The sequence below is a fragment of the Methanocalculus taiwanensis genome (assembly GCF_024372745.1).
Classification (GTDB): domain Archaea; phylum Halobacteriota; class Methanomicrobia; order Methanomicrobiales; family Methanocorpusculaceae; genus Methanocalculus; species Methanocalculus taiwanensis.
The window spans coordinates 1-23,696 of the sequence record NZ_VOTZ01000019.1 but is presented as its reverse complement, the minus strand read 5'-3'; the positions used below and the strand labels follow the sequence as shown (position 1 = coordinate 23,696).

Annotated in this window: 15 protein-coding genes; 12 read left to right on the top strand and 3 right to left on the bottom strand. The window is 49.1% G+C overall.

Annotated features, from left to right (window positions below; translation table 11 throughout):
• Positions 1-15: 15 nt before the first annotated feature.
• Both FTO68_RS08885 and FTO68_RS08880 read right to left on the bottom strand, forming a co-directional pair.
• Positions 16-1,260, bottom strand: coding sequence for an ABC transporter ATP-binding protein (locus FTO68_RS08885; RefSeq protein ID WP_255333043.1), 1,245 nt, complete (start codon positions 1,258-1,260; stop codon positions 16-18).
• Positions 1,257-2,207 (bottom strand): FecCD family ABC transporter permease, encoded by a 951-nt coding sequence (locus FTO68_RS08880; protein WP_255333042.1) that lies wholly within the window; start codon positions 2,205-2,207, stop codon positions 1,257-1,259. The genes FTO68_RS08885 and FTO68_RS08880 overlap by 4 nt, the downstream gene beginning before the upstream one ends.
• A gap of 285 nt (positions 2,208-2,492) precedes the next feature.
• Between FTO68_RS08880 and FTO68_RS08875 the strand changes: the two genes are divergently transcribed.
• Positions 2,493-3,284: a hypothetical protein gene (locus FTO68_RS08875; RefSeq protein ID WP_255333041.1), complete on the top strand. Its 792-nt coding sequence runs from the start codon at positions 2,493-2,495 to the stop codon at positions 3,282-3,284.
• 74 nt (positions 3,285-3,358) lie between these two features.
• Here FTO68_RS08875 and FTO68_RS08870 read toward each other — a convergent pair whose 3' ends face one another.
• Entirely contained in the window at positions 3,359-5,323 is a 1,965-nt protein-coding gene (locus FTO68_RS08870) for a magnesium chelatase subunit D family protein (protein WP_255333040.1), read from the bottom strand.
• 333 nt (positions 5,324-5,656) lie between these two features.
• Here FTO68_RS08870 and FTO68_RS08865 point away from each other — a divergent pair, with 333 nt between their 5' ends.
• The 11 genes from FTO68_RS08865 to FTO68_RS08815 form a co-directional block, all read left to right on the top strand.
• A complete protein-coding gene (locus FTO68_RS08865) occupies positions 5,657-6,082 on the top strand; it encodes a hypothetical protein (RefSeq protein WP_255333039.1) in 426 nt (141 codons plus the stop codon).
• Positions 6,079-7,227 carry an ABC transporter substrate-binding protein gene (locus tag FTO68_RS08860; RefSeq protein ID WP_255333038.1) on the top strand — a complete coding sequence of 383 codons (1,149 nt, stop codon included), beginning with the start codon at positions 6,079-6,081 and terminating at the stop codon, positions 7,225-7,227. The genes FTO68_RS08865 and FTO68_RS08860 overlap by 4 nt, the downstream gene beginning before the upstream one ends.
• Before the next feature lie 5 nt (positions 7,228-7,232).
• Positions 7,233-8,273 (top strand): FecCD family ABC transporter permease, encoded by a 1,041-nt coding sequence (locus FTO68_RS08855; RefSeq protein WP_255333037.1) that lies wholly within the window; start codon positions 7,233-7,235, stop codon positions 8,271-8,273.
• Positions 8,267-9,052, top strand: a complete 786-nt coding sequence (locus FTO68_RS08850; RefSeq protein ID WP_255333036.1) for an ABC transporter ATP-binding protein — start codon at positions 8,267-8,269, stop codon at positions 9,050-9,052. The genes FTO68_RS08855 and FTO68_RS08850 overlap by 7 nt, the downstream gene beginning before the upstream one ends.
• Positions 9,049-12,696 carry a cobaltochelatase subunit CobN gene (locus FTO68_RS08845; protein ID WP_255333035.1) on the top strand — a complete coding sequence of 1,216 codons (3,648 nt, stop codon included), beginning with the start codon at positions 9,049-9,051 and terminating at the stop codon, positions 12,694-12,696. The genes FTO68_RS08850 and FTO68_RS08845 overlap by 4 nt, the downstream gene beginning before the upstream one ends.
• Positions 12,697-12,830: 134 nt before the next feature.
• Positions 12,831-14,615 (top strand): DUF3344 domain-containing protein, encoded by a 1,785-nt coding sequence (locus tag FTO68_RS08840; protein ID WP_255333034.1) that lies wholly within the window; start codon positions 12,831-12,833, stop codon positions 14,613-14,615.
• Complete coding sequence (locus FTO68_RS08835; RefSeq protein ID WP_255333033.1) at positions 14,602-15,564, top strand: DUF3344 domain-containing protein; 963 nt, start codon at positions 14,602-14,604, stop codon at positions 15,562-15,564. The genes FTO68_RS08840 and FTO68_RS08835 overlap by 14 nt, the downstream gene beginning before the upstream one ends.
• A 2-nt stretch (positions 15,565-15,566) precedes the next feature.
• The gene (locus tag FTO68_RS08830) at positions 15,567-16,232 is read left to right on the top strand and encodes an ABC transporter ATP-binding protein (protein ID WP_255333032.1); all 666 of its coding nucleotides are present in this window, start codon (positions 15,567-15,569) and stop codon (positions 16,230-16,232) included.
• Positions 16,232-17,428: an ABC transporter permease gene (locus tag FTO68_RS08825; protein WP_255333031.1), complete on the top strand. Its 1,197-nt coding sequence runs from the start codon at positions 16,232-16,234 to the stop codon at positions 17,426-17,428. The genes FTO68_RS08830 and FTO68_RS08825 overlap by 1 nt, the downstream gene beginning before the upstream one ends.
• Positions 17,429-17,439: 11 nt before the next feature.
• Positions 17,440-21,219, top strand: a complete 3,780-nt coding sequence (locus FTO68_RS08820) for a DUF3344 domain-containing protein (protein ID WP_255333030.1) — start codon at positions 17,440-17,442, stop codon at positions 21,217-21,219.
• Between the two features lie 567 nt (positions 21,220-21,786).
• On the top strand, positions 21,787-23,696 hold a 1,910-nt coding region (locus FTO68_RS08815; RefSeq protein WP_255333029.1), incomplete at its 3' end, for a DUF3344 domain-containing protein.

Below are 23,696 nucleotides of genomic sequence, written 5' to 3'. Positions count from 1 at the left end.
CTATCTGCCACATTATTACCCGGAATTGGTTTGTTTCCGGAGATGCAGCATAGCAGAGTCAAGGGATGTCTCCACCCGTGCCCCATTTTCGATCAATGATCCAAGGACACACCCCGCCTCTCCTCCGGTATAATCTTCAAAAGATTCGCTAGATCCGATGATCACTGTCTTCTTCGCATGCGGATGTAAAAGCCGGATATTATCCAGGTTCCCCCGCCCAACCGGCATGGCAACCAGGATGATTTTGTCAGCTTTCTCAAAATACTCCATGAGCAGCGATGAGGAAGCCTCTGATATCGGGGCAAACGGAGCCTCGCTCAATGCAGGAATACCAAGCTCTTCTGCCGTTCTATAATCAGAATCCAGCACATTCAGGATACCGGTGGTAAGATGCCAGCCTGCCTGGTGAAGCCGCCGGATCAGTGGTGTGCCGCATCCTCCGCCACAGACAATATGCACCCTTCCGGCCATTGCATCATGCATCCCGTATGTGTAAAGCGGGAGGATATATGGCCTCCCGGTCGTCGGATGGGTACTGATGAGCACATCGATCCCATAGACCAATCGAATCATCTCTCTGGTTAGCACATCTTCAGGCGATCCGATTGCCGCAATCTTCCTCTCTTTTAAGAGAATGATCCGGTCACAGTAATAGGCGGCGAGGTTGATGTCATGGAAGACGCTGATCGTCGTCGTCTCCTCCATCTCCTTTCTGATAATACTCAGGATTTCAATCTGGTGGCTGATATCAAGGTGAGAGGTCGCCTCGTCAAGCAGCAGGATGTCCGGCTCCTGTGCAAGAGCCCGTGCAATCAGCACCCGCTGCCGCTCCCCCCCGCTGATCGCATTCACCGGCATTTCAGCAAGAGGGGAGACATTGGCAAGCCGCATCACCCGATCACAGATTGCGTGATCCTCTCTGCTTTCTGATGCGAACCTCCCGATATAGGGATGGCGTCCCATCATCACGATCTCGCGGACGGTGTAATCGAAGTTGATTGCTGTCTCCTGGGGAACGACCGCAACCCGCTGTGCCAGCATACGGAATGAAAGATTCTCCATATTCTGATTATTATAATATATCTCGCCACCTGAAGGGGCGACTATCCTGCTCATTGCCTTCAGGAGTGTCGTCTTTCCCGATCCATTCGGTCCGCAGATCCCAATCATCTCCCCGGGAGTTGCTGAGAAGGCAATCTCCTCAAGGATCTGGTGTGCCCCATAACAGACATCCAGATGCACCACATCGACCGTCTTCATGCGTGGATCCTCCGCTGCAAGAGGAACATAAAGAAGGGTGCACCAAGGAATGCAGTGATGATCCCAACCGGCATCTCGTTTCCGAATGTCCGGGCGAAGGTATCAGCCCAGAGTAGGATGAGCCCGCCTGCAAGAATAGCAGCAGGAATCAGCACCCGGTGATCGGGACCAACGATGATCCGCATCAGGTGGGGGGTGATCAGGCCGATGAAGCCGATTGCACCGGCGATCGCAACCGCAATCCCCGCCAGAACCGAGCTTACAAAGAGCAGGAGCACCTTCAGCTGCTCAACATTCACGCCGAGATGGACGGCATCCTCGTCACCGAGCGAGATGATGTTGATATCGCGTGCGAACAGGTAGATTACGAGACAGCCCGCCGGGATAAGAAGTGCGACATGCACATCATTCCACGAGACGGTCCAGAACCCGCCCATCAGCCAGAAGACAATCTGCTGGAGGCTCTTTCCTGAACCATACATAAGAAATGAGAGCATTGCAGAGAGGAACATCGAGAGTGCAACGCCTGTCAAAAGCAGGGTTTCTACCGGGATCTTCCCACCCCGGCGGGCGATTGTATAGACCAGGAATGTCGCTCCAACCGCTCCGGTGAAGGCAAAAACGTGAAGGCCGGTTCCTGCCAGAAATACAATAGAGGCAACCGCGCCAAGCGATCCACCGGCAGATGTCCCGATGATATAGGGATCTGCCATCGGGTTTTTGAAGAGCGCCTGCATGGCTGATCCGGCAGTTGCAAGCGCTGCTCCCACCAGCACCGCTGCAATGACACGGGGTAGACGGATATCAAAAATGATCTGGTAAGCGGTTGCATCCACAAATATGGAGGAGAGCATGATGCTCGTTGGCCCGATCATCACAGAAATGATGAGGCTCAGAACAAGGGCAGCAGAAAGAAGGAGGATGGCAGGCAGGCCCCGGTAGCGCATTATACCAATTTTGTTTTTTTAACGTAAATAAATACTCATAATCGGGGAATCGAGCGGGAGTGCTTTGAGCCGGGTTGATATACATGCCCAATGGAAATGAACAGCCGGATCACCTGCACCTGCACGACAATAATTGTTTGATGAGAGCATCACATACATCGAAAATCGGAATATATTTGCTTTGAAACCCTAAATATCATGAACTGTGATGAAAAAGAATGCAAACAGTTAATTTTCCGGTGCAAGTGGTGATCGAATAAACGAGATAATTGAATGAGGAAAACAATGAGACAGAGAGAGAAGATAACAAAATATCAGATCAGAGGGAGAATGTTTGGATACATTATCGTAGTATTGTTCTTCCTTACACTATCGATTGCAGGATGTGTGGGTACACAGGCAAACCCGGTGAGCGAGCGTGAAAATATTACCACTCCAGAATCAACGGCATCAGCAGATGTTGCAGCCACATCAGAAAATGTTGAATCAGCACCACCCTATCAGGAAAATCCTGAAAAACTGCCCAAACCCGCTAGTATGCTCTCGCCAGGAGCACGTTGTAATTACCAGGATGATGGAAAAAATAATGACATCTCAATCGCATTTATACAGTCAACAACGCGAGGCAGCTTCTTTTTTCAAACCAAATCAGGATCTATAATAGTCAAACCTCCACCAGGTAACCGCTTAGTTCTGCTATCATTCAAGGTCTGCCATATGGGCTCTCGATCGGTTTCAGATCAACAGATAACCACCCCGGGGCTCCCATCATTCAAACTCTATGATTACCATAACATATATTCGCCGAAATATATCTCAATTGATGACGGTAGTTTCATAGAATCTACATACCTCAATAAATTCGATGAGTTTAAACGCCCGATCTATCCATGGACAGGTAATATTGTGCATCATACATCCATTGGAGAGCTATATTGCGAAACAATATTGAATCGAAAGGAAATGAAAGAGGGATGGCTTCTGTTTATCGTTCCTGAAGAGTTCTCCATACAGGATGCCTATATCGGGGTAGAGACAGATTCACCAGGGGAGACATTTTACTGGAGTCTCTCCTGACCCACTTAATTCATGGGCACATACAATGTTAGGACACTATCAGAAGAAACCACCTTCTACACTAAATGGAGAAATCAGCCTCCATAGAAGCTATATTGTTCTCTCTGCGCTATTGAGAGAATAGCATCGGGAGTGAGATCAGCAATAGAATAATAAGCGCCCTGGCTGGCATCTGCAATCTCCCTGCAGTATCCCAGAGATAGGATTCTCCCGTTCTCAACAGACTCAGTATCAAGAACGACTGTACGGATCCCTGACGATGCAATATAACCAGATACCATCCGAAGCTCCTCTCTGATTGATCCGGATCCAACATTAGCCCGGCCATCCGAGATCAGCATCATCATCGGGATTATATCCTTTTTCTTCCTCTTTTCACGGTTCAGTACCTCCATCCCCTTCATAAGTCCGGCCCCAAGAGGCGTTCGTCCACCTGTCGGGATCTCCCGCAAGCGTTGGAGTGCAAGTTCCGGACTTCTTGAAAGAGGGAGTACAATATCGGCAGTACTCCCCCGGAAAGCTACGAGTCCGACCCGGTCACGATGTATATATGAATCCTTCAGGAGGGAGAGTATGGCCCCTTTAGCACTCTGCATCCGATTCTCAGCCCCCATTGAACCGCTTGCATCAACAACAAATACACAGGCGATCTCTGCTTTACCCTTCCGACGTGCCCGCCTGAGATCCCCATCATTAATCACGATTGCATTTCCATTCTTCTCACGGTGAAATTGCCACGGTGCTGCAGCACGTATCGTTGCATCAATTACCAGTTTCTCCCATCGTGGGGTTTGATAGATGGTAGTTCTTCTTCCCCTGAGATCGTCGGTCAATGTGTCAATCATATGCCCCCGTGCTTTTTTTCTTAGATCCCGTTGTGGCATCTGATCCTTCCAGATCGGGGCGGTATGGAGACCTGATCCGATCGGATGCTGTTGTGTGTTTTCGCTCCCGGGGGATGAGGTTCCATCTCCAGAGGGTTGATCCACCTCAGATTTCTCTTTCCCCTCTTCATCATCCGGAGGATCGGAGATCATCTCATCAAGAGATTCGGGTTTAAGCTCCGGCTCCTCAAACGGCCTCTTCCTCATCCGGTGAGGGAGGGCAAGCGACATAGCCCCCTTTATATCCTGAGCAGTAACCTCCACCCTCCCATCAAATGCCGCAATCGTTTTTGCAGTCCTGATTACGGTTATATCAGCACGGTGTGTCGAGATACCAAGAGATAAGCAGGCGTTAACCACCTGGCGTATCAATGAATCTGGCACTTTCACGGAAGGCAGGATCTCTTGAGCCCTGATGATTGCAGATTTGAGTTCTTCTGTTCTTACAACATGCTCTTCTGTTAATTTCCCGGGATCACGATCCCATGCTTCTACTGCGGAGATGACAGCAACACGTTCATCAGAATCAGTGATCCCGGTCACATTGACCATCAGGCCAAAACGATCAAGCAGCTGGGGTCGAAGTTCGCCCTCCTCCGGGTTCATCGTTCCAACGAGAATAAACCGGGAATGATGAGAGACCGATACTCCCTCCCGCTCAATGGTATTTACGCCCATTGCTGCAGCATCAAGGAGGATATCAATGATATGATCATCAAGAAGATTCACCTCGTCGATGTAGAGTATTCCCCTGTGAACTGCTGCCAGAATACCTGGATCAAGCGCAGCAATTCCCTCTTTTATGGCTCGTTTCAGATCAAGTGTACCAATAACGCGATCTTCTGTGGCGCCAAGAGGGAGAGTCACTATTCTGACTTTACGGGTGATGGCAACTGGCTCTTCATTGGTGTAGTGGTGGCATATATCCTCCTCAGGATCGCAGGAGAATGGGCATCCTGATACCACCTTTATCTCCGGAAGCAAACCAGCAAGAGCCCGAACAGCAGTGGATTTGGCAGTTCCCTTCTCCCCACGAATTAATACTCCTCCTATGCCCGGATTGATCGCATTGAGGAGGAGAGCACGCATCATCTCCTTTTGACCGATGATTGCAGTGAAGGGCAGGGTTCTATGGTGAGGCACGGATCTCATCATTTTACTATTATCTTATTAGTTAATACCATTTATGCACAAAAAAATTATGCTTCATACCATATTGCATCTTTCGTAATATCAATTATAATAATACGCTATAGAACGTATCATAAGACTAATAATTTGTTTTGACTCTTTTTCCAATGAACGTACAGTACAGAGAGAGATCGGCATCCGGACTAAGTTGAAACAGTAGCCGTAAGAATACAAATCAGTCATCATTACTTTTCTTCATTCAATGTTACGTATCATTTAATATTAAAATACATTGGCTCATCGAACAATATTGTACAAAATAGCACATTTTTAATATTTTCCCGCCAACCACTCTATATGACTCTATCGCGGCGCCTCATTCTCACGATTCTTATGATCCTCCTCTGCTTAGGAATCGCATCCGCCGGAATTGAGCGTTCCATTACGGAGAATGGGGATGGTACAGTGACTGTACGGATTGAACTGGCTGAGGGTATCATCATGGGGATCACCGAAGAGATCCCGCCCGGCTTTACGTTCGTTGACACCAGCCACCCGCCTGAACAAACTATTATTGAAGACAAACGCCTTCTCTTTGCCGTCATCGGAGATGAGATGGTGACCTATACGCTGCGCGGCCCAGGCAAGCCAGAGATACAAGGCAGTACCCTGATATTCTCTGATGAGAACAGCCCTACAAAAGAGCAATCTCCAGTTCCGCTTCTCATCATCATCGCCGCGTTAGCAGGAGCTGCGCTTATAGTCCGGAGGCGCAAGGCATGAAAGGATTCGGCGCTCTCACACTCATCCTTCTTCTGATTGCACCAGTTTCATCTCTTGGAGCCGCGAGCGACGACTCACATCAACTCCTTGCAGAGGGGATACTGGCAACACTGAAGGGGGATGGTCCGGGTATTGATCTCCTCCGTGATGCAGCAGCACTCTATCCTTCCTATCCACGGAGCATTACAGACTCAGCAGGTGTGGAGATTGTTCTATACCGACCACCGGATCGGATAATCGCAATGAATTCAAATGCCGCTGATGTTCTCTCAGTAATCGGCCTTGGCACTCAGGTTATCGGGGTTGGAGATACGGTTGTGAAGACACCGCTTCAGTTCCCTGATCTTGCCCTTCGGACGAATATAGGGAAGTATAATGAACCTGATATCGAAACCATTCTTGCACTCAGGCCGGATCTGCTCATCTCATATGTACTCTGGCCAGATGCTGAGAAGCTCGATCGCCATCTCCCGAAACGGATTACGGTCATAAGGATGGATCTCTATAAGGCAGAAACATTCAGGGATGAATTCAGCCGGCTATCCTATATAACAGGCGATTCAGAAAAAGCGGCGGCATATCTTGAATGGTACGATAAGATACATACTCTTGTACAGGAGCGGGTCATGACCATCCCGGAGGAAGAAAGAACCCGGGTATTTGTGGATTATGGAGCAGGTAAGAGCACAGGACGGAGAACCATGTCTGAAGGGACAGGGTTACATGATATCATCGTTACTGCGGGTGGCATCAATATTGCAGGGGATCGGGTAACAGGATATGCAGATGTTGAGAATGAATGGGTAATTGCCCAGAAGCCTGACGTGATCCTGATCTGGTCACCAAAAGGAGGCTATGTCCTCGGTGAGGAGGAATACTTCCATGAAGCATGGGATGATGTGATAAAGATGCCGGGTTTTAATCGCATACCTGCGATCAGAGATGAACGGATCTATGTCATCTCATCAGCATATGGATTCGGAACATCATCCCCCGCCTCTCTTGTGAAGGTTGCCTCATGGCTTTATCCGGATCTCTTTGCAGATATCGACCCTGATGCCATTCATTCTGAATATCTGGATCGATTCACCCACACTGGCAAAGAGATCAAAGAAGAGGGTACCTTCTATTATCCAAAACGGTGAATCATATGGAACAAAGCAGGATTCTGGAAGGTTATATTAAGAGGATACATGGAAGAATCATCACCCTCATCCTCCTCACTGCAGTTCTTCTCACCCTCATCGGTGTTGCTGCGACACTTGGATCCTATCCGATCAGTGTCATAGAGGTCTATGCCACGATCTTTGCAGGGCCTGGAACCGGAACTGAGGCGGCCACAATCGTCTGGGATTACCGCCTTCCCCGAATCCTGATGGGAATTCTGACAGGAGCTGCACTTGGGGTTGCCGGTGCTGTGATGCAGGGAATTCTAAGGAACCCACTTGCAAGCCCCTTTACCCTGGGTATTGCCTCAGCCGCAAGTTTCGGGGCATCCCTTGCTATCATACTCGGTGCAGGCGTTGTCGCCGGAGGCTATCTCATTGCAGCAAATGCCTTCCTCTTCACCCTCATTGCCGCTGCCCTCGTCTATGGTCTTGCGCAGGTTCGGGGGATCACTCCGGAAACGATGATCATGGCCGGGATTGCGATCATGTATCTCTTCTCCTCTCTTACGAGTTTTCTCCAGTATATCGGCACCTCTGAAGATGTGCATGCAGTCGTCTTCTGGATGTTCGGAAGCCTGGGACGTTCCACCTGGGAGACAGTGACGATTGCAGCAGTAATTTTCCTCTTCACCTTCCCGCTCATAATCTTCTTTGCACGGAGCATCAATGCCCTGGCAGCAGGTGATGAAACTGCAACAAGCCTCGGTGTGGCTGTTGAACATGTCAGGTTAATCGGAATGGGTGGTGCATCACTCCTGACAGCTGGCGTGATCTGCTTCACAGGCACCATAGGGTTCATCGGCCTGGTTGCACCGCACATTACCCGGATGATGATCGGGGGCGATAACCGTTTCCTCATTCCCGGAACTGCACTCATGGGTGCAGTTATTCTGCTTGGTGCCGACAGCATCGGCAGGACCATTATGGCCCCAATGATCCTCCCGGTTGGGATTATGACGGCATTCCTTGGCGTTCCATTCTTCCTCTATCTTTTCCTACGCAGGAGGCGAGACTATTGGTAACAATCACTGTTGATTCTCTGGATTTTTCATATCAGAGCACCCGGATACTGCATGGCCTGAACTTCACTGTTGGAGAAGGGACTGTACTCTGTATCGTCGGGCCAAATGGCTCAGGTAAGACCACCCTCATCAGGTGCCTGGATCGTATCCTCCATCCAAGTGGTGCGATCCTGATCAATGGGAAGCATATCCGTGATCTGGGAAGGAGGGAGCTTGCAGAAATTATCGGATATGTGCCCCAGATTGGGGCAAAAATCGCTGCTGCTACAGTATTTGATGTCGTTATGATGGGGAGGACACCTCATATGGGATGGCAATCACGGAAAGAGGATCTCTCCCTGGTCGAAGAGGCAATCCAGCTACTCAAAGTCGATCATCTCGCAGATCGGGAGTTCAACGAGCTCTCAGGCGGCCAGCAGCAGAAGGTATTGATTGCACGTGCAGTTGCACAGGATCCGAGGATTCTGCTTCTGGATGAACCCACCAACAGCCTGGATATCCATCATCAGTTAGAAGCGCTTGCAATGATCCATCGTCTCTCAAGAAAAACCGGGATAACCGTAATAATGGCGGTGCATGATCTGACGATTGCTGCACGCTATGCCGATCAGCTGATGATGCTTCATAATGGATTGATTGTCGGATATGGAAGCCCTGAAGAACTCATCACACAGGAGCGGATCCGCGAGGTCTATCGCGTGGATGCAAAGATATTTCGTGATCCCGAGGCGGGCTTGATCGTGACCCCGCTACACCCGATAGCTGACGTGATCCCATGAAGATAGCCGCGATCGTCTGGGGGTCAGATGCAGTCCTTCTAACTCAGGCGGCAAGGGCTGAATCTGTCGAACTATCTGTCATGGGAACTCATGAGATCACCGAATCACACGCCAGAAATGCATTTCTTCAGTACCAGCAGGATGCTGATATCATCCTTCTCCACCCGTCCCAGCATGCCATTTGGGATGATCTCATTCCCCATATCAGAAATGATCTCCCTATCATCTCCTTCGGCTATGATCAGGCATTCTGGACCTTATCAACGGTTCCCTATCCTGTCGTCTCTGCCGTATCAGCATACGCAACCCATGGCGGGGAGGAGAATTACCGGCGGATGATCCGACTACTCCGAAAAGTTGTCTCAGGGGATGCATCTATCCCCGAACCCCCTGAGATTCTGCCTTGGGAAGGGATCTATCACCCCGATCTTGCCGAAGCATCAGCAGATCCAAATCATTACTGGCGATTGAAACCAAAAAGACATACGGGAACAATCGGAATCGTCTTCTCCCGAACCTACTGGGCAAATGGCGATACAATGGCGGTGGATGCCCTCATACGAAAAATCGAGGCATATGCTGATGTTATCGCAATCTTCTGCCTCTCAGGCGGGGATACTGAACTGGGTGCACGTCCCGGGCCAGAGGTGGCAGCGGATTGGTTTGGATCTGATGTGGGCGTTATTATCAATCTCCAGCCGGTCTTCCGATCCGGGATTCAGGGCGCTGCCGAAGGTTGCTTCAAAGATCTGAATGTTCCGGTCATCCATCCGCTCCTCCTCTACCATCAGACTCAGCAGGAGTGGCTTGATTCATCACTCGGCCTGCCATCGATGGAGCTCGCATGGAGTGTCGCCCTCCCTGAGATGCAGGGCATGATCGAGATGCTTCCATTCGGATCCGAAGAAGTGAATGTAGCATTCGGCACCCATGATCCAATTGATGAGCGTATAAACCGGATCGCTGCCCGGGCACATTCATGGTTAACACTCCAGACAAAAGCCCCCTCAGAACGGAGAGTTGCTATCATCCTTCATAACAAGCCCTGCTCCTCGGTTGAGGCAACAGTCGGGGCAGGTGCTCATCTCGATACACTGGAGAGCACCGCCCGGATACTCAAACGGATGGAGAAGGAAGGCTACGCTGTTGATCCTCCGTCAGATGGAAAGAAATTAATCGATACAATACTGGAACGTCGGGCGATCAGTGAATTCAGATGGACGACGGCTGCTTCAATCGTCCGCTCAGGTGGTGCCCTTGCTCTCATTGATCTGGATGAATATCTCGGGTGGTTCGACGAACTGGATAGCTCTGTCAGAACCAGAATGACAGAGGCATGGGGTTCGCCGCCTGGAGAGGAGATCGATGGGATTCCTCCGGCGATGGTGTATAACAACCAGATCATCGTTACGGGTGTATCCTATGGAAATGCCATCGTCTGTGTTCAGCCAAAACGAGGGTGTGCAGGATCACGGTGCGACGGATCTGTATGTAAACTCCTCCATGATCCGGAGGTGCCACCAACTCACCAGTACCTTGCCACATACCGCTGGCTTGAACGGGTTTTTGGGGCAGATATGATCATCCATGTCGGGACTCACGGGAATCTGGAATTCCTCCCCGGAAAATCGGCAGCACCCTCGGATAGCTGTTTCCCGGACAATATGATCGGCACAGTGCCACACCTGTATATTTATAATGCCGATAACCCTCCTGAGGGAACAATCGCAAAACGGCGGGCTGCTGCGACTCTGATTGACCATATGCAGACGGTGATGCAGGCATCCGGCCTCTATGGTGAGCTGAAGGAACTTGAAACCCTCCTTGATGAGTATACCCGTGCAAAAACAAGTGATCCTGTACGGGCACATGACCTTCAGCATCTCATCAAAGATGCGGTCACCGCCGCTGGTCTTGCAGAAGAGACTGACATGCCGGTTGGCCACCTCGGGTTCCATGCATTCATTGAGCGGGTTCACCAAATCCTTGGCAGAATCTCATCTACGCGTATCCCTGATGGCATGCATATCTTCGGGGAACGCCCGTCTGGTGAGGATCGTGCCCGTTTCATTCATGCAGCTGCACGGTTTGATGATGCCCTCTCATCTGCCCTCTTCGGATCAGATTACCAAAATGAGTCCCCTGAGAAACGTGAGTTGGGCGAATATGTTTTTGTACAGGCCATTCTGGAAGGTGCTACCGAGGACGATGCAGTTCAGGCAGCGTGCGGGCGACACCCTCTTCCCGGCACACGGGTTCAGATCATCCTTATGGCCGAGCTTATCCGGAGCTTAAATGAAGGGATTGATGATTCAGATGAGATGGGAGCCCTCCTGAGTGGCCTGGATGGAGGATTCATCGCCCCGGGCCCCTCAGGTCTGATAACACGGGGGAGACCAGATATCCTCCCGACCGGGAGGAACTTTTACTCACTCGATCCGGCAACAGTACCAACAAAGGCTGCATGGATGGTCGGACAGCGGCTGACCGATGCCCTCCTGGCAACATTTATAGAGGAGCATGGCGCCTATCCGCGTTCGGTTGCAATGTACTGGCAGTCTACGGATCTGATGTGGGCTGATGGCGAACAGTTTGCCCAGATCCTGCATCTTATCGGGGTCAGGCCGATCTGGAAGGCAGGAAAGGTTGTTTCTTTTGAGATTATTCCGGTTCATCAACTAGGAAGGCCCAGAGTCGATGTGACGATCCGTGTATCCGCTATCCTCCGCGACTGTTTCTTCTCAGCAATTGAACTGCTCGATCGTGCATTCACCGCTGTCTCGGAACTTGATGAGTCAGATGAAGAGAACCCGATTCGTGCACATACGCTGGAGAGCGGGACGTCACGCCGGCTCTATTCAAGCCGTCCCGGAACCTATGGCAATGGGATTAATCTTGCAGTATTTGCATCTGCATGGAAAGACGAGAAGGATCTCTCTCAGATCTTCATCGAGTGGAACGGATACTCGTATGGGAACGGGGATTCCGGGAGCCAGGATCTTTTGGGTTTCTCTGCCCTACTGGCAACAGTCCAGGCAACCTTCAACAAGACCGCAACAGATGAGTACGATCTCACCGGGTGCTGCTGTTATTTCGGCACTCATGGAGGGATGACGGCAGCGGCTCGGCACCTGTCAGGAAAGCGGATAGAATCTTACTATGGTGATACCCGCACCCCGTCACGGGTTGAAGTACGGACACTCGCGGAAGAGATCCGTAGGGTTGTCAGATCAAAGATCCTAAACCCTGCCTGGATTGAAGGCATGAAACGGCATGGGTACAAAGGTGCCGGCGATATTGCAAAGAGAGTTGGAACTATCTATGGGTGGGAGGCATCAACCGGGGAGGTTGATGATCGAATCTTTGATGATATCACCCGGACTTTTATTCTTGATGAAGAGAATCGTGCATTCTTCCGGGATAATAACCCATTTGCCCTTGAAGAGATTGGGAGGCGGCTGCTTGAAGCAGAGGCCAGAGGTCTCTGGACCCCCGATCCTGAGCTCTCTTCAGGTCTCAGGGAGGCATACCTTGAGACAGAAGGGTGGCTTGAGGATCAGATGGATGGGGAGAATGGTCAGATGCAGGGTGGAAGTATCCATATGATGAGTCTGGATGAGGTTCGGGAGAAGATAAAACGATAGTGATGATAATTATATGATCAGTTTTACCATGGAAACATCGATAGAATCTGTGTGATATGATATTTGTTATGTATTTATTGAGTTTATTTCCTATGAAAGAATCATTATTTAGTATTGACGAGTAACATTATTTCATGATACGTAATACTCACTCATGGACCCTCCTTATCCTCGTCATAGCATTGCTCTTCTGTCCGACAGCATCAGCCATCTATGCATGGGAAGGTATCCCGGTCGAGCCGGTGATCCAGGGTGAGATGAACGGTGATATTCTCTATTTTGGGACATATGGCCTGGATACACCACCTGTTGATCTCCGCTTCACCCTCCCCTCAAAGCCGGTCTTTTCACGGATCTATGCCGGTGTGTGGGGTGGAACCGAGAAGTATACCGGACGTGCCGAGATAACCGTGAACAATCTCCAGAAGGTGATATACCAGCTTGAAGGGGATAGGGACCGGAACCGCGATGTCTATGTTGCAAGCCATGGATCCTATTGGATCGCCTATGATGCAACTGATCTGATGCGTTCAGGCCAGAACCTTGTTTCGGTGACCACAAGCCGTGGAGAAGCGGGGAACCGGCTTGATGGACGAGTATATTGCGTAATCGTCGTTGCCGGGGTGGAAGATCCGTCTTCCGGCAGGTTACAGTACTGGATCGCAGAAGGGAACGAGAATCTCCATGGAGAGGGATGGGCCGGAACAAACCCCACCCGGAAGGATTCATCGACGACAGTATTTGAAGGGGCAGATCTCGAGGGGTTGAAATCTGCCGAACTCTTTATTACACTTAGCGCAACAAATGCCGGCCAGCCCGACTATCTTCTTATCAATGGTTATGATCTCGGTGTTGAACTCCCGGATGGTTCCCGCGATATCGGAAATGAACGCTCATTCTCAGCAACCGGCGGTGAGGGGATTCCATCCCGCTATATAGATGCTGAGCGGTTCGATGTGACCGCTTTTGTCAGGGAGAGAAATGAGATCACCTTTGAGCGGGGTCGTGATCTCGATTTTGACGGAGAGATCAAAACAACTGGATCCTTTGTTGAGGGGGAGGATTATATGCACCCATTGCTTGCCGTTATGACTCTTAAAAAGAGTTCTGGAACGATAGCTCCGGATCTGGCAGTTGCCGGCATAGAGATCGCCAATGCATATGCAGGAGAGACTGCGACGGTGACAGCCGATATCAGGAATTATGGGGGGATTCCTGATGATCCGGCAACGGTGATCTTCAGGTCAGATGGCATTGAGTTTGGACGTGAGATGGTATTACTATCCCATGATGGAGTCGCTTCCGTCTCTGTTCCCTGGAAGCCTGCCTCTGGAAGGATTACCCTTTCTGTAACTGTTGAAGCTGGAGGCGATAGGGATGTGAGCAATAATGAAGCGAACCGTGAGATCACCGTCGGATCGCCTCCTGATCTGGCTGTGATGATCCTTGAGCCGCGCCGAGCCGGAGATGATGCCCCCATTCGTTCAGAGCAAAGTCCAATTCACGGATGCGTTGTCATTATCAGTGTTTTTCTGGCATTTCTGATTACCCGTCAGAATGCAGGGAAGATTATGGCACCTCTTCTGACAGGGATGATCATTCTCTCCTCTGTTGGGCTGATGGTACCTGCAGCTTCGGCAGATGGGGGATATGTTGCCTATGATCTCCCCGTTACAATCAGGAATAATGGTGGGAGCGATGCATTGGCATTTGAGGTTGTCGTCTATATTGATGGTGAGCGGGCTGCGGTAATGCGGATCAATGATGGGGTTACAGCAGAGAGCAGCAGGCAGATCATCATCCCGATCTACACGACACCAGGCAGGCATATGGTGAAGGTAGTTGCCGATGAACCGAGAATGCTTAAGGAGAGAAATATTGACGATAATGTGATGGAGAGAGCGTATGTCTTCCCCTAAATACATATTCATGCTAATCATCCTGCTCATCTCTCCGGCAGCGGCAAGCTATGCAGGAGATAAAACGCTCACTACAGTATTTCATACCGATCGTCCGGCAGCCATATCATTCTCCACCGGAAACAGCCATTATGGGGGGGCGATGAATTCCGGGGATCAGTACAGGGTTTCACTCCCCTATGAGATTCCTCCGGATGCCGAAGTCTTATATGAGCGGATCTATCTCTACTGGTCATGGAGCAAAATCGGCCAGGATGCGATCTACCCTCTTCTCCAGGTTGAAGCAGATGGAGTACCCCTCCCACTCATTGACAGGTATACTGATTCAAAGGGATTTGTCGCTACAAATGACTTCTTCTCAGGAATGGATACCTATGCCCCTCCTGAAACTCTCCTGAGGAGTGGTGATATCTCTCTCCTGATCACAAATAACGCAGATGATACCCGTTCTTTTGTGATGACAGGTGCCGCTCTCCTTGTCGCCTACAGCACCCCGTCAGACCCTCCCGGTCTTTTATGGATCTCGGAGGGCTGCGATATGCTCTATGCAAGCCATGGAATCACCCCGGCAATGGCAAGCTCTGCTATCATATTTGAAGGCGATGTCAGGACACGGGATGTTACATCTACGGATCTGCTTCTGGTTGCACCATCAGGTGGCTATACCCGGACAGAGATTCCACAGAAGAATTCCATCTTCGTCAACAGGGAGAGAGGGAGTGATCTGCCGGGCTTCATCGAATCGATAATCGCCTCACTATTCCCGGGATATAATGGGAAGGTCTGGCATGATGCATTTGTTTCAGATGAGATCAACCAGATTGGAATCGATAACCGTGATATACGCCAATACCTCCGATCAACCGGTAATACCGTCATAGTGCAGGATAATGGAGATTATCTCACCCTGACAAATGCGATCCTCGACATCCGGTATGGGGGTGCCTGAGGATGGCTGCCATCGTCAGGACAGAAAACCTGCAGAAAGTATTCGGCAGGCATGTCCATGCCCTTGATGGCATCTCGATTATAGTTGAAGAGGGAGAGTATGTGACCGTAACCGGAAGGAGCGGGAGCGGGAAGTCGACCTTAATGAATATCATCGGATGCCTCGATCAGCCAACAGGCGGCACTGTCGAGATAGCTGGCCAGAATGTAGACTATTCAGATCCTGAACAGCTCGTCTCCCTCAGGAGATCTAAAATCGGTTTTATCTTTCAGCAGTTCAGCCTGATACCCTCAATGACAGCGGCAGAGAATATCGAATATCCCCTGATCTTCTCGGGGGTTCCCGGTTCTGAGAGGAAGAGGCGGACGATGGATATGCTGGAACTGGTTGGCATTCTTGATCGATCCGATCATCTCCCCGGAGAACTCTCAGGCGGGCAGCAGCAGCGGGTGGCAATATCCCGCGCCCTTGTTGCAGGACCCAACCTGGTGCTTGCTGATGAGCCGACCGGAAATCTCGATTCAACAACGAGTAATGAGATTATAACATTGTTAAAACAGATCAACGAAGAGATGGGTACGACGTTTCTGATTGTTACACATGAACCATCGATCTGGTTTGGTACTGATCGGACGATTCATCTCTCTGATGGGAAGGTGGTTCCGTAATGGTAAAAATGACCGATGTTGCGACGATATCGTTTCGCCAGGTTACAAGGAAAAGGCTCCGTTTCTTCCTGACAGTCCTGGGAATTGCCATTGGTGTTGCCGCAGTCGTGGGTGTTGTATCACTTGGGGAGGGAGTCCGTTCTCTCTCTGTTGAGATGATCAAGGATCAATCCGATCTGACGCTCCTTGAAGTGAATGCGGATATCCGGGATGGGGTGACGATACCGATCACCGGTCAGAAGATAGCCGATATACAGCGTGACCCCGGCGTGGTTGGAGCGGTTCCTGCCCGGAGGATCACATATGCGACCGAGCGGCAGACATTCCTCTCAGCTGTTGATGCAGGTTCAGCAGGTATGCAATCGGTATTCTCACTCACGTACCTTGATGGCAGGAGTGTGGAGACGGGTACAGGAGAGGCCGTCTTTGGGTATGATCTTGCAGAAACACTCCGAAGATATGAAGGTATACGTATCGGCGACCGTTTCACGCTCCTCGTCCGTGATTATGATGAGGATGGAAGGCCAGCTGATATCAGGCATGAGTTTCTCCTGACCGGTGTCCTGAGGGAGCGGGGGGATGAACTGGATCGGCTGATGATCACCGATACCGGGAACAAAGACGAACCCTTTGATGCGGTCTTTGTCAGGGTGGTGAGCCCCGATGTGGTATTTCCGGTTGTCGACCGGGTGGAAGGGCTTGGACTCTCTGCCCATGGGGCTTTTGAACAGATACGTGCAGTAAACAAGCTCTTTGATATCATCGTCCTTGTCCTCTCCGGTTTTACCGGCATCTCCCTTGTGATCGGGGCACTGATGATTATGAATACGATGATCATATCGGTCTTTGAGCGGACACGTGAGATCGGGATCTCAATGGCGATCGGGGCTTCATCAGGAGATATCCTCCGGTTGATCCTATCCGAATGCTTCATTATCGGTATTGCCGGAGGTATCATTGGAAACCTCCTTGGGATCGTCTTTGCCGGGGTGATCAACTCGGTTGGAAGGAACGTTGTGATCGCCGAGCTTGGGGCAGGGTTCTCCGGTTTTGCAGGGGCGGATATTGTCCTGGTGACACCCGGAGTTATCATCTCCGGGATGGCGATTGCCATCGTTTTATCGCTCATTTCAGGCATTTATCCAGCATTGAAGGCCTCCCGTCTCCATCCGGCTGATGCGATACGATCGTTGTAGGGGGTCTTCATATGCATACAGTCACAAGATTGATGATCGTTTTTATCATTGCTACCCTTCTCCTGATACCAGCAGCAACAGCAGACAATCAAGTAGGTGGAATCCCCCTCCGAAAGGTCGCAGATGGTGTTGTATCCGGGGGGCTCTATTATGATGGATGGTTTGGGATGGGGACGACAGCTCAGAAGAGCTTCACCATACCGGATCACACAGAGATACAATGGGCCCGGCTTTATGTCGTCGTCTATTGCGGTAACATGAGGGAGAATTACCAGGTTGCGATGGATGTCCGGTTTGACGGAGATGGCGACAGCAGTTATGAGCGCACCTGGAACGAGCATATGAACTCAGAGTATAGCTGGCCCGGGGATGGAGGATCCGGTCCTGTTGAACTTGGAAACGGGAACCGTGTCACAAGCGATTACCTGTACTGGTATGATGTGACCCGGGATATCCATGGAACAAAGGTGAATACCGAGGTAAAAACAAGCCGCCCTGCCGGATATACTGGCACTTTTGATGGCAGGATAAAACTGGTCGCTCTCGTTGTAGCCTATGATGATGGGACAATGGATCAGATCTATTACCAGGTGAACCAGGGTCATGATGTTTCGTCATATTATGATGAACTGTATGTTGGCCAGACCGAATTCGATCTTCCTTCATTTGATGAAGATCCAGTAGCTGCTTCTCTCTCAGTGATTCATCTTGCCAGTGTTGATGGAAAGTACTGGATCAATGGCGAAGAGTTTGAAGGGAGGAAACCTCAGGGAGCTTACTCAGGATGGAACCAGTGGAATGTCCTTGATATCGTCAGTAGTGCTTTCTCATGCTCGCTTGAATACCAGAAGGCACCAGATGCGACATCATATAAGATCCCGCTTGCTATGCTGAGTGTATCTTATCCGGAAGAAGAGCCAAAAACCGGTGAGATATCAGTAGAATCCGTACCTTCAGGTGCATGGATCATCCTTGATGGCGTGAATACAACAAAGAAGACGCCCAGTATTCTATCTGATATACATGTAGGAGAGCATAACATTGCAGTAAAACTTGAAGGATACAGGGATACATCAAAAGATCTGACTGTTGTTGAAGATGATGTTGTTGAAGCCCTGTTTGAACTGGAGCGTGCCATCCCTATACCATCCGGTGATGATGGTGGTAACACCCCAGGAACCGGATATCACGGCGGGATTCTTGCCCTGTACCAGAGAGGGGAGATCAACGGGACGCTTAGTATAACAACAGCAGGCACCTATACAGGTCTTCTTGAGAGCGGAAAGGGAGATGAGAATGTCCACCAGTTTCATCTGCCAGACAATGCAACGGTTCAAGAGGCCCGATTGTATGTATACACTACCTGGGCCCATAATCTGAATACCAGAGTCGGTATTACGCCGACGATACGGGTTATGATGGATGGATACAGTCTTCCAATGGTAGCAACATATGGGGATCGGAAAGGGTACGGTACTTTTGATTATCTTGTGAATACCTTTGTATTTGATCTGGATGAGCGGATCAGATCGTCTGGGAATTATAGTTTCATCATTACCAATAATGGCAGGGATGGTGATACATTTGCCCTCTATGGATCATCGCTTTTGATACTTGCAGAATCTCCGGATTCGCCAGCAATTGAATACTGGATTACCGAAGGGTGTGATGCCATTCTTGCTGATCCTGTCTTTGGAACAACACCAGATGATGCAAGGACTACCGCTTTTTTAGATGGCAGTGTTGATGTGGAGCAGTTATCACAGGCAAAACTGATCGCAGTATCAACAGCGGCATCAGGTCTTGTGGATGAACCAAACCGGATTACAATGAATGATATGGAGTGGATTAACCGTCTCACAGGCGGGTCTTCAGAGATCTCCTTTAGGGAGTTGCCAGTCTGGGATCATCTGATCGAGGCAGAGAATACTGCAACTATCCAGAGTTATGCGGATGATGGGGGTACCGGTGATTACATGGAGAACAGGAACCTCATTCTAGTAATCCAGAAGAGATCTATTGATGACGATCTGGATGATTCTTCAGTTTTGATCAATCCAGAGGTGCATCCTACAGGTTTTGAGGCAGTATATGCTGCTGATGATGGCAGGATACAGGGCAGCCGTCTTGAAAGTGATATGTTCACACTTATCATCAGTGAAGGAAGTCGGGTGGGCATCGAGGAGGGTCGTTTCGCATCATCCCTGTTGCTTCTTCCACTCACCGAAATTCCTGATGGTGGCAGAATCATTCCGGGAGTGGCGTGCCAGATCGAACCAGTAGATGGGGAGACCGATATCCCTATCATCCTGATGGCTACAGGAGATGAGAGTTCTGTTATCCTCAGGTATGATCAGGATCTGCTGGAATGGGTAGCACTTCCCACGCACTATGATAGCGTTTCATGCACAGTATCGACACGTATAACCAATCTTGGTTTCTATGGAGTTGGAATTGGCGAGGGTCTGATAGAATCGGAGGAAAGTGTCATTAATGAGAGCACTTCATCTTTCACCCCTGTTTTCGGGCGTGTGGATATCCTATCTGTTTTCTCCCGGAATGGAATGGCGAGAGATAGGACGTCTTTAGAAGAAGAAGGTACTCTTTCTGATTATCCGGAGGCTATCAAAACCAAACGCCTTCTCTCACCAGAAGTGATTCAAATCGATCATAGCGATACATGCTATTCAGTTATGATCCGATCAAATCCTCCTGGTGCCCTTATCCACCTTGATGGTAAGTATCTGGGTAAAGTGACACCATATATGCTCCCTTCATTACCGTCAGGTTTCTATGTAATTGGTCTCTCTCTTGATGGTTTCTCATCGGTGAATACAACTGTTGATCTGACAATGGATACGATTCTTGATATCGATCTTTCTGTATCAAACGCGGATAGCAGGGTTTTGAAAGTTGAAGAACCCGATACATATACCGCGACGCTTGGTGGCATCTATATTCATTCACGGCCAGATGGCGCTGAAATATATCTTGACGGACGACGTACCGGCCGGACGACACCACAGGTGCTCTATGGGGTGGCACCCGGAAGTCATACCATCCGGCTTCGCCTGAAGGACGTATCGTTTCCAGTAGAAGAAAAGAATATCCGGGTATATCCGGGCGAGATCACTCCTGTCTCGTTTCTCACCTATGATGAGGTGTATACCCGGACGATGTACATTGATGATCCGGAGTATAGAGAACTGCCTTTCTCATCAAATGGTATTCTACACAAAGAAACGATTCCATCTGAGGTGACTGTCAGAGGTCTGCATCCGTATATCACTGTTCATGATGGTTCATCGTACCTCTCCTATCGTCTCACAGCTGGATCCATCAACTGGGATAGAACAGAATCAGGTACGATATTTGTTGAATCAACCCCTTCAGGAGCCGCAATCACACTTGACGGCTTCTCAACCGGGCTCTATACTCCGGCCAGAATTCATAATGTATCATCCGGCCCCCATCATATTACGATTTCAAAACCAGGGTATCTTCCTGAAGAAGGTGAGTTCTGGATGACGCCATCAATTCATGGAGGAGATTCCGAGAAATTCCGTTTCTCTCTTGAACGTTATGTCTTTGGAACACTCCGGGTAGACAGCACTCCCTCTGGTGCCAGGATCTACCTCTATGGTCAGAATACAGGGCTTCTGACACCCCAGGAATTTCCTTATATGAATATCGGAGGGTATAATGTGCGTTTAACAGGAAAAGGCTGGTCAAAAACTGTCGAAACAACAGTTCATCCGTTCCAGGTCACAGATGTGCATGTGGATGCGTGATTTCCATCATAGCAATGTAGTTTATTACTAAAATCTTTATTTCTTTTCGTAAGTATTATAAGTTCTCAATGTTTATTCATCTTTGTATACTGATTCTGCATTCATTATATGCAAGATATCAGGAAGTATGTTTGATTATGAAAAAAGTATGACACACTATTTAAACCCCCCAGGTAATAATCATTCTAACCGGAATCGAACCATGACCATATATGAGAGAGAATACTCTCAGATGAAGGATTTTTCAGGCTTTGATTTGGAATTCAGGTACGTGTTGCCAGAAGCGTCAGAATGGTGTTTGGATGTTGAATATGGAGACGAATATGTTGCTTACAATCGCTTCTTAGAGACGGGGGGGCATGCATTGAGTATCCTTTTGCTTATCAGAATCTGGAAATTAGTAGTGGAGTACGTGATAGTCACCACTCGTAGGCTGGCAATGTACTTGTGCTTCCGAATTGCATTTGGATTTTCTCCAGCATATTTTAGTTGATTTATTTAAGGTGATTGACTATGATTATGAAAAAAAAGATGGAATCTCTATCGGTATCTATCGTTTTACTTATTATGTTCCTTTTTATTACGCCAGTTGCTGCAGATGAGTACAATGGCTACATGGGCAAATGGATGTATGGCGGGGATAATAGTACTACAGTATTGTTATTTGAAGGGTACGGAAATATTACCTATTATACGCAGCCTGAGGGTGCATATAAAGGCATTGGCTGGACCGAGAGAACAGAGATCTGGAGTCCAACAGATCTGCCAATCCCAGCCGGTGCAGGGATAAAAGAAGCAAGGCTTTACATATCATATACCTGGGACTCAACACCCGGCGGTGTTCCGAATATTTCGGTATCATTCAACAACCAGCAGATCACTCTTGCAGATCCATATACTGACCAGAGCAACATGGGTAACTATGGAGAGATGAAATACGGCCTTTTCTCTGTTAATGTAACAGAGCAGTTCAATGATTTAGATGAGAATATTCTTGTCATGACAGCCAATAATGGCAATTCACAGGCCCTGTACCCAAGCACGCTGGCTGTCATATATACTGATAATGCTGAGACAAAAAAGCAGATTTTCATCAATGAGGAATGTGATCTGATTGGGTATTCTGCAACCGCTGCAACCTACCAGACAACACAGGTGGAGGCAACTACCTACGCACCTTTCTCTGGTAAAGAGATTGAGATAGATACGATCAAAAAAGCCACCCTCCACAGTTTTGCAGGAAGTGCAGGGCCCAATGAGGGCAATCTGATCTGGAACAATGTGATCATTGAGAGAAATGCTTGGCATGGAACTTCCAATACTGCCTCAGCAGAGATCTTTAATGTCACCGATCTCCTGACAAATACCAATGTCGCCGGTATCCAGGCAACAGAAGGAGTTATGGTGCCTCTCCAGCAGATTATGGTAATTGAATATAAGCAACCTGAGGATCTCCCCCTTGAAACCATTCACTCCGGTACAGTTACTGGTGGTTTCTTCTTTGAATCACAGGATGTCTATGGTGCAAAGCCGGATGGAGCTGATAGAACAGTAACATTTGAGCTTCCTGAATATGACTCGATCGAATGGGCCAGGATCTATACACTTGTCTATTCCGGACATATGACCGATGACCGTGCAGGACGCGTCATTACATCATTTGATGGTGGAGATGGAGTAACCGAGCTTGGGAATGAGCTCCTGAATATCCCGGCTCCAAGAAACGGACAGGTATACCGGGTAGACGATCATGTGAACCGGGTGACGAGCGACTACCAGATCTGGTATGATGTCACCGATAAAATTACCGGAACAGAGATAACTGCCCGTGTACTCTCTCAGGAGGTTGATGATACCTGGGATGGCAGAATCCGGTATATTGCACTGGCTGTCGCATACAAAAATGATGAGGGGGAAGAGACAACATACTGGTTCAATGCAGGTCATGCCGTGACAGCTTCAGGGTATAATCCGGAGCCAAGGGAAACACTATTTGATACCAGTGTACTCTCTGATAAACCAGATGATGCCGAGCTGACAGTTGTTTATACCACCTATGCAGATGCAACATACACCTATAACGGGACAGTACTCCCTGATGCGGGCACAGGGGGAAAGAGTTATGGAGCCAAGACCAACTCCTGGTATATTACTGATATATCTGATGAAGAACCAACCACACTGACTGCGGAGCGTATCGGTTCGTCCTATAAGTGGACACTGGCGGCTCTGGTAACCCCGGCACCGCCACCAGAAGATCTGCCACTGGAGACAATAAAATCCGGCACAATTACAGGCGGTTTCTTCTTTGAATCACAGGATGTCTATGGTGCAAAACCGGATGGAGCAAATAGAACAGTAACATTTGAGCTTCCTGAATATGACTCGATCGAATGGGCCAGGATCTATACACTTGTCTATTCCGGACATATGACCGATGACCGTGCAGGACGCGTCATTACATCATTTGATGGTGG

Excerpts from the sequence above, each read along its gene's own strand:
- FTO68_RS08885 (WP_255333043.1), bottom strand. The coding sequence starts at position 1,260 with ATGAAGACGGTCGATGTGGTGCATCTGGATGTCTGTTATGGGGCACAC.
- FTO68_RS08855 (WP_255333037.1), top strand. The coding sequence starts at position 7,233 with ATGGAACAAAGCAGGATTCTGGAAGGTTATATTAAGAGGATACATGGA.
- FTO68_RS08875 (WP_255333041.1), top strand. The coding sequence starts at position 2,493 with ATGAGACAGAGAGAGAAGATAACAAAATATCAGATCAGAGGGAGAATG.
- FTO68_RS08845 (WP_255333035.1), top strand. The coding sequence starts at position 9,049 with ATGAAGATAGCCGCGATCGTCTGGGGGTCAGATGCAGTCCTTCTAACT.
- FTO68_RS08880 (WP_255333042.1), bottom strand. The coding sequence starts at position 2,207 with ATGCGCTACCGGGGCCTGCCTGCCATCCTCCTTCTTTCTGCTGCCCTT.
- FTO68_RS08820 (WP_255333030.1), top strand. The coding sequence starts at position 17,440 with ATGCATACAGTCACAAGATTGATGATCGTTTTTATCATTGCTACCCTT.
- FTO68_RS08830 (WP_255333032.1), top strand. The coding sequence starts at position 15,567 with ATGGCTGCCATCGTCAGGACAGAAAACCTGCAGAAAGTATTCGGCAGG.
- FTO68_RS08835 (WP_255333033.1), top strand. The coding sequence starts at position 14,602 with ATGTCTTCCCCTAAATACATATTCATGCTAATCATCCTGCTCATCTCT.
- FTO68_RS08825 (WP_255333031.1), top strand. The coding sequence starts at position 16,232 with ATGGTAAAAATGACCGATGTTGCGACGATATCGTTTCGCCAGGTTACA.
- FTO68_RS08865 (WP_255333039.1), top strand. The coding sequence starts at position 5,657 with ATGACTCTATCGCGGCGCCTCATTCTCACGATTCTTATGATCCTCCTC.
- FTO68_RS08870 (WP_255333040.1), bottom strand. The coding sequence starts at position 5,323 with ATGATGAGATCCGTGCCTCACCATAGAACCCTGCCCTTCACTGCAATC.
- FTO68_RS08840 (WP_255333034.1), top strand. The coding sequence starts at position 12,831 with ATGATACGTAATACTCACTCATGGACCCTCCTTATCCTCGTCATAGCA.
- FTO68_RS08860 (WP_255333038.1), top strand. The coding sequence starts at position 6,079 with ATGAAAGGATTCGGCGCTCTCACACTCATCCTTCTTCTGATTGCACCA.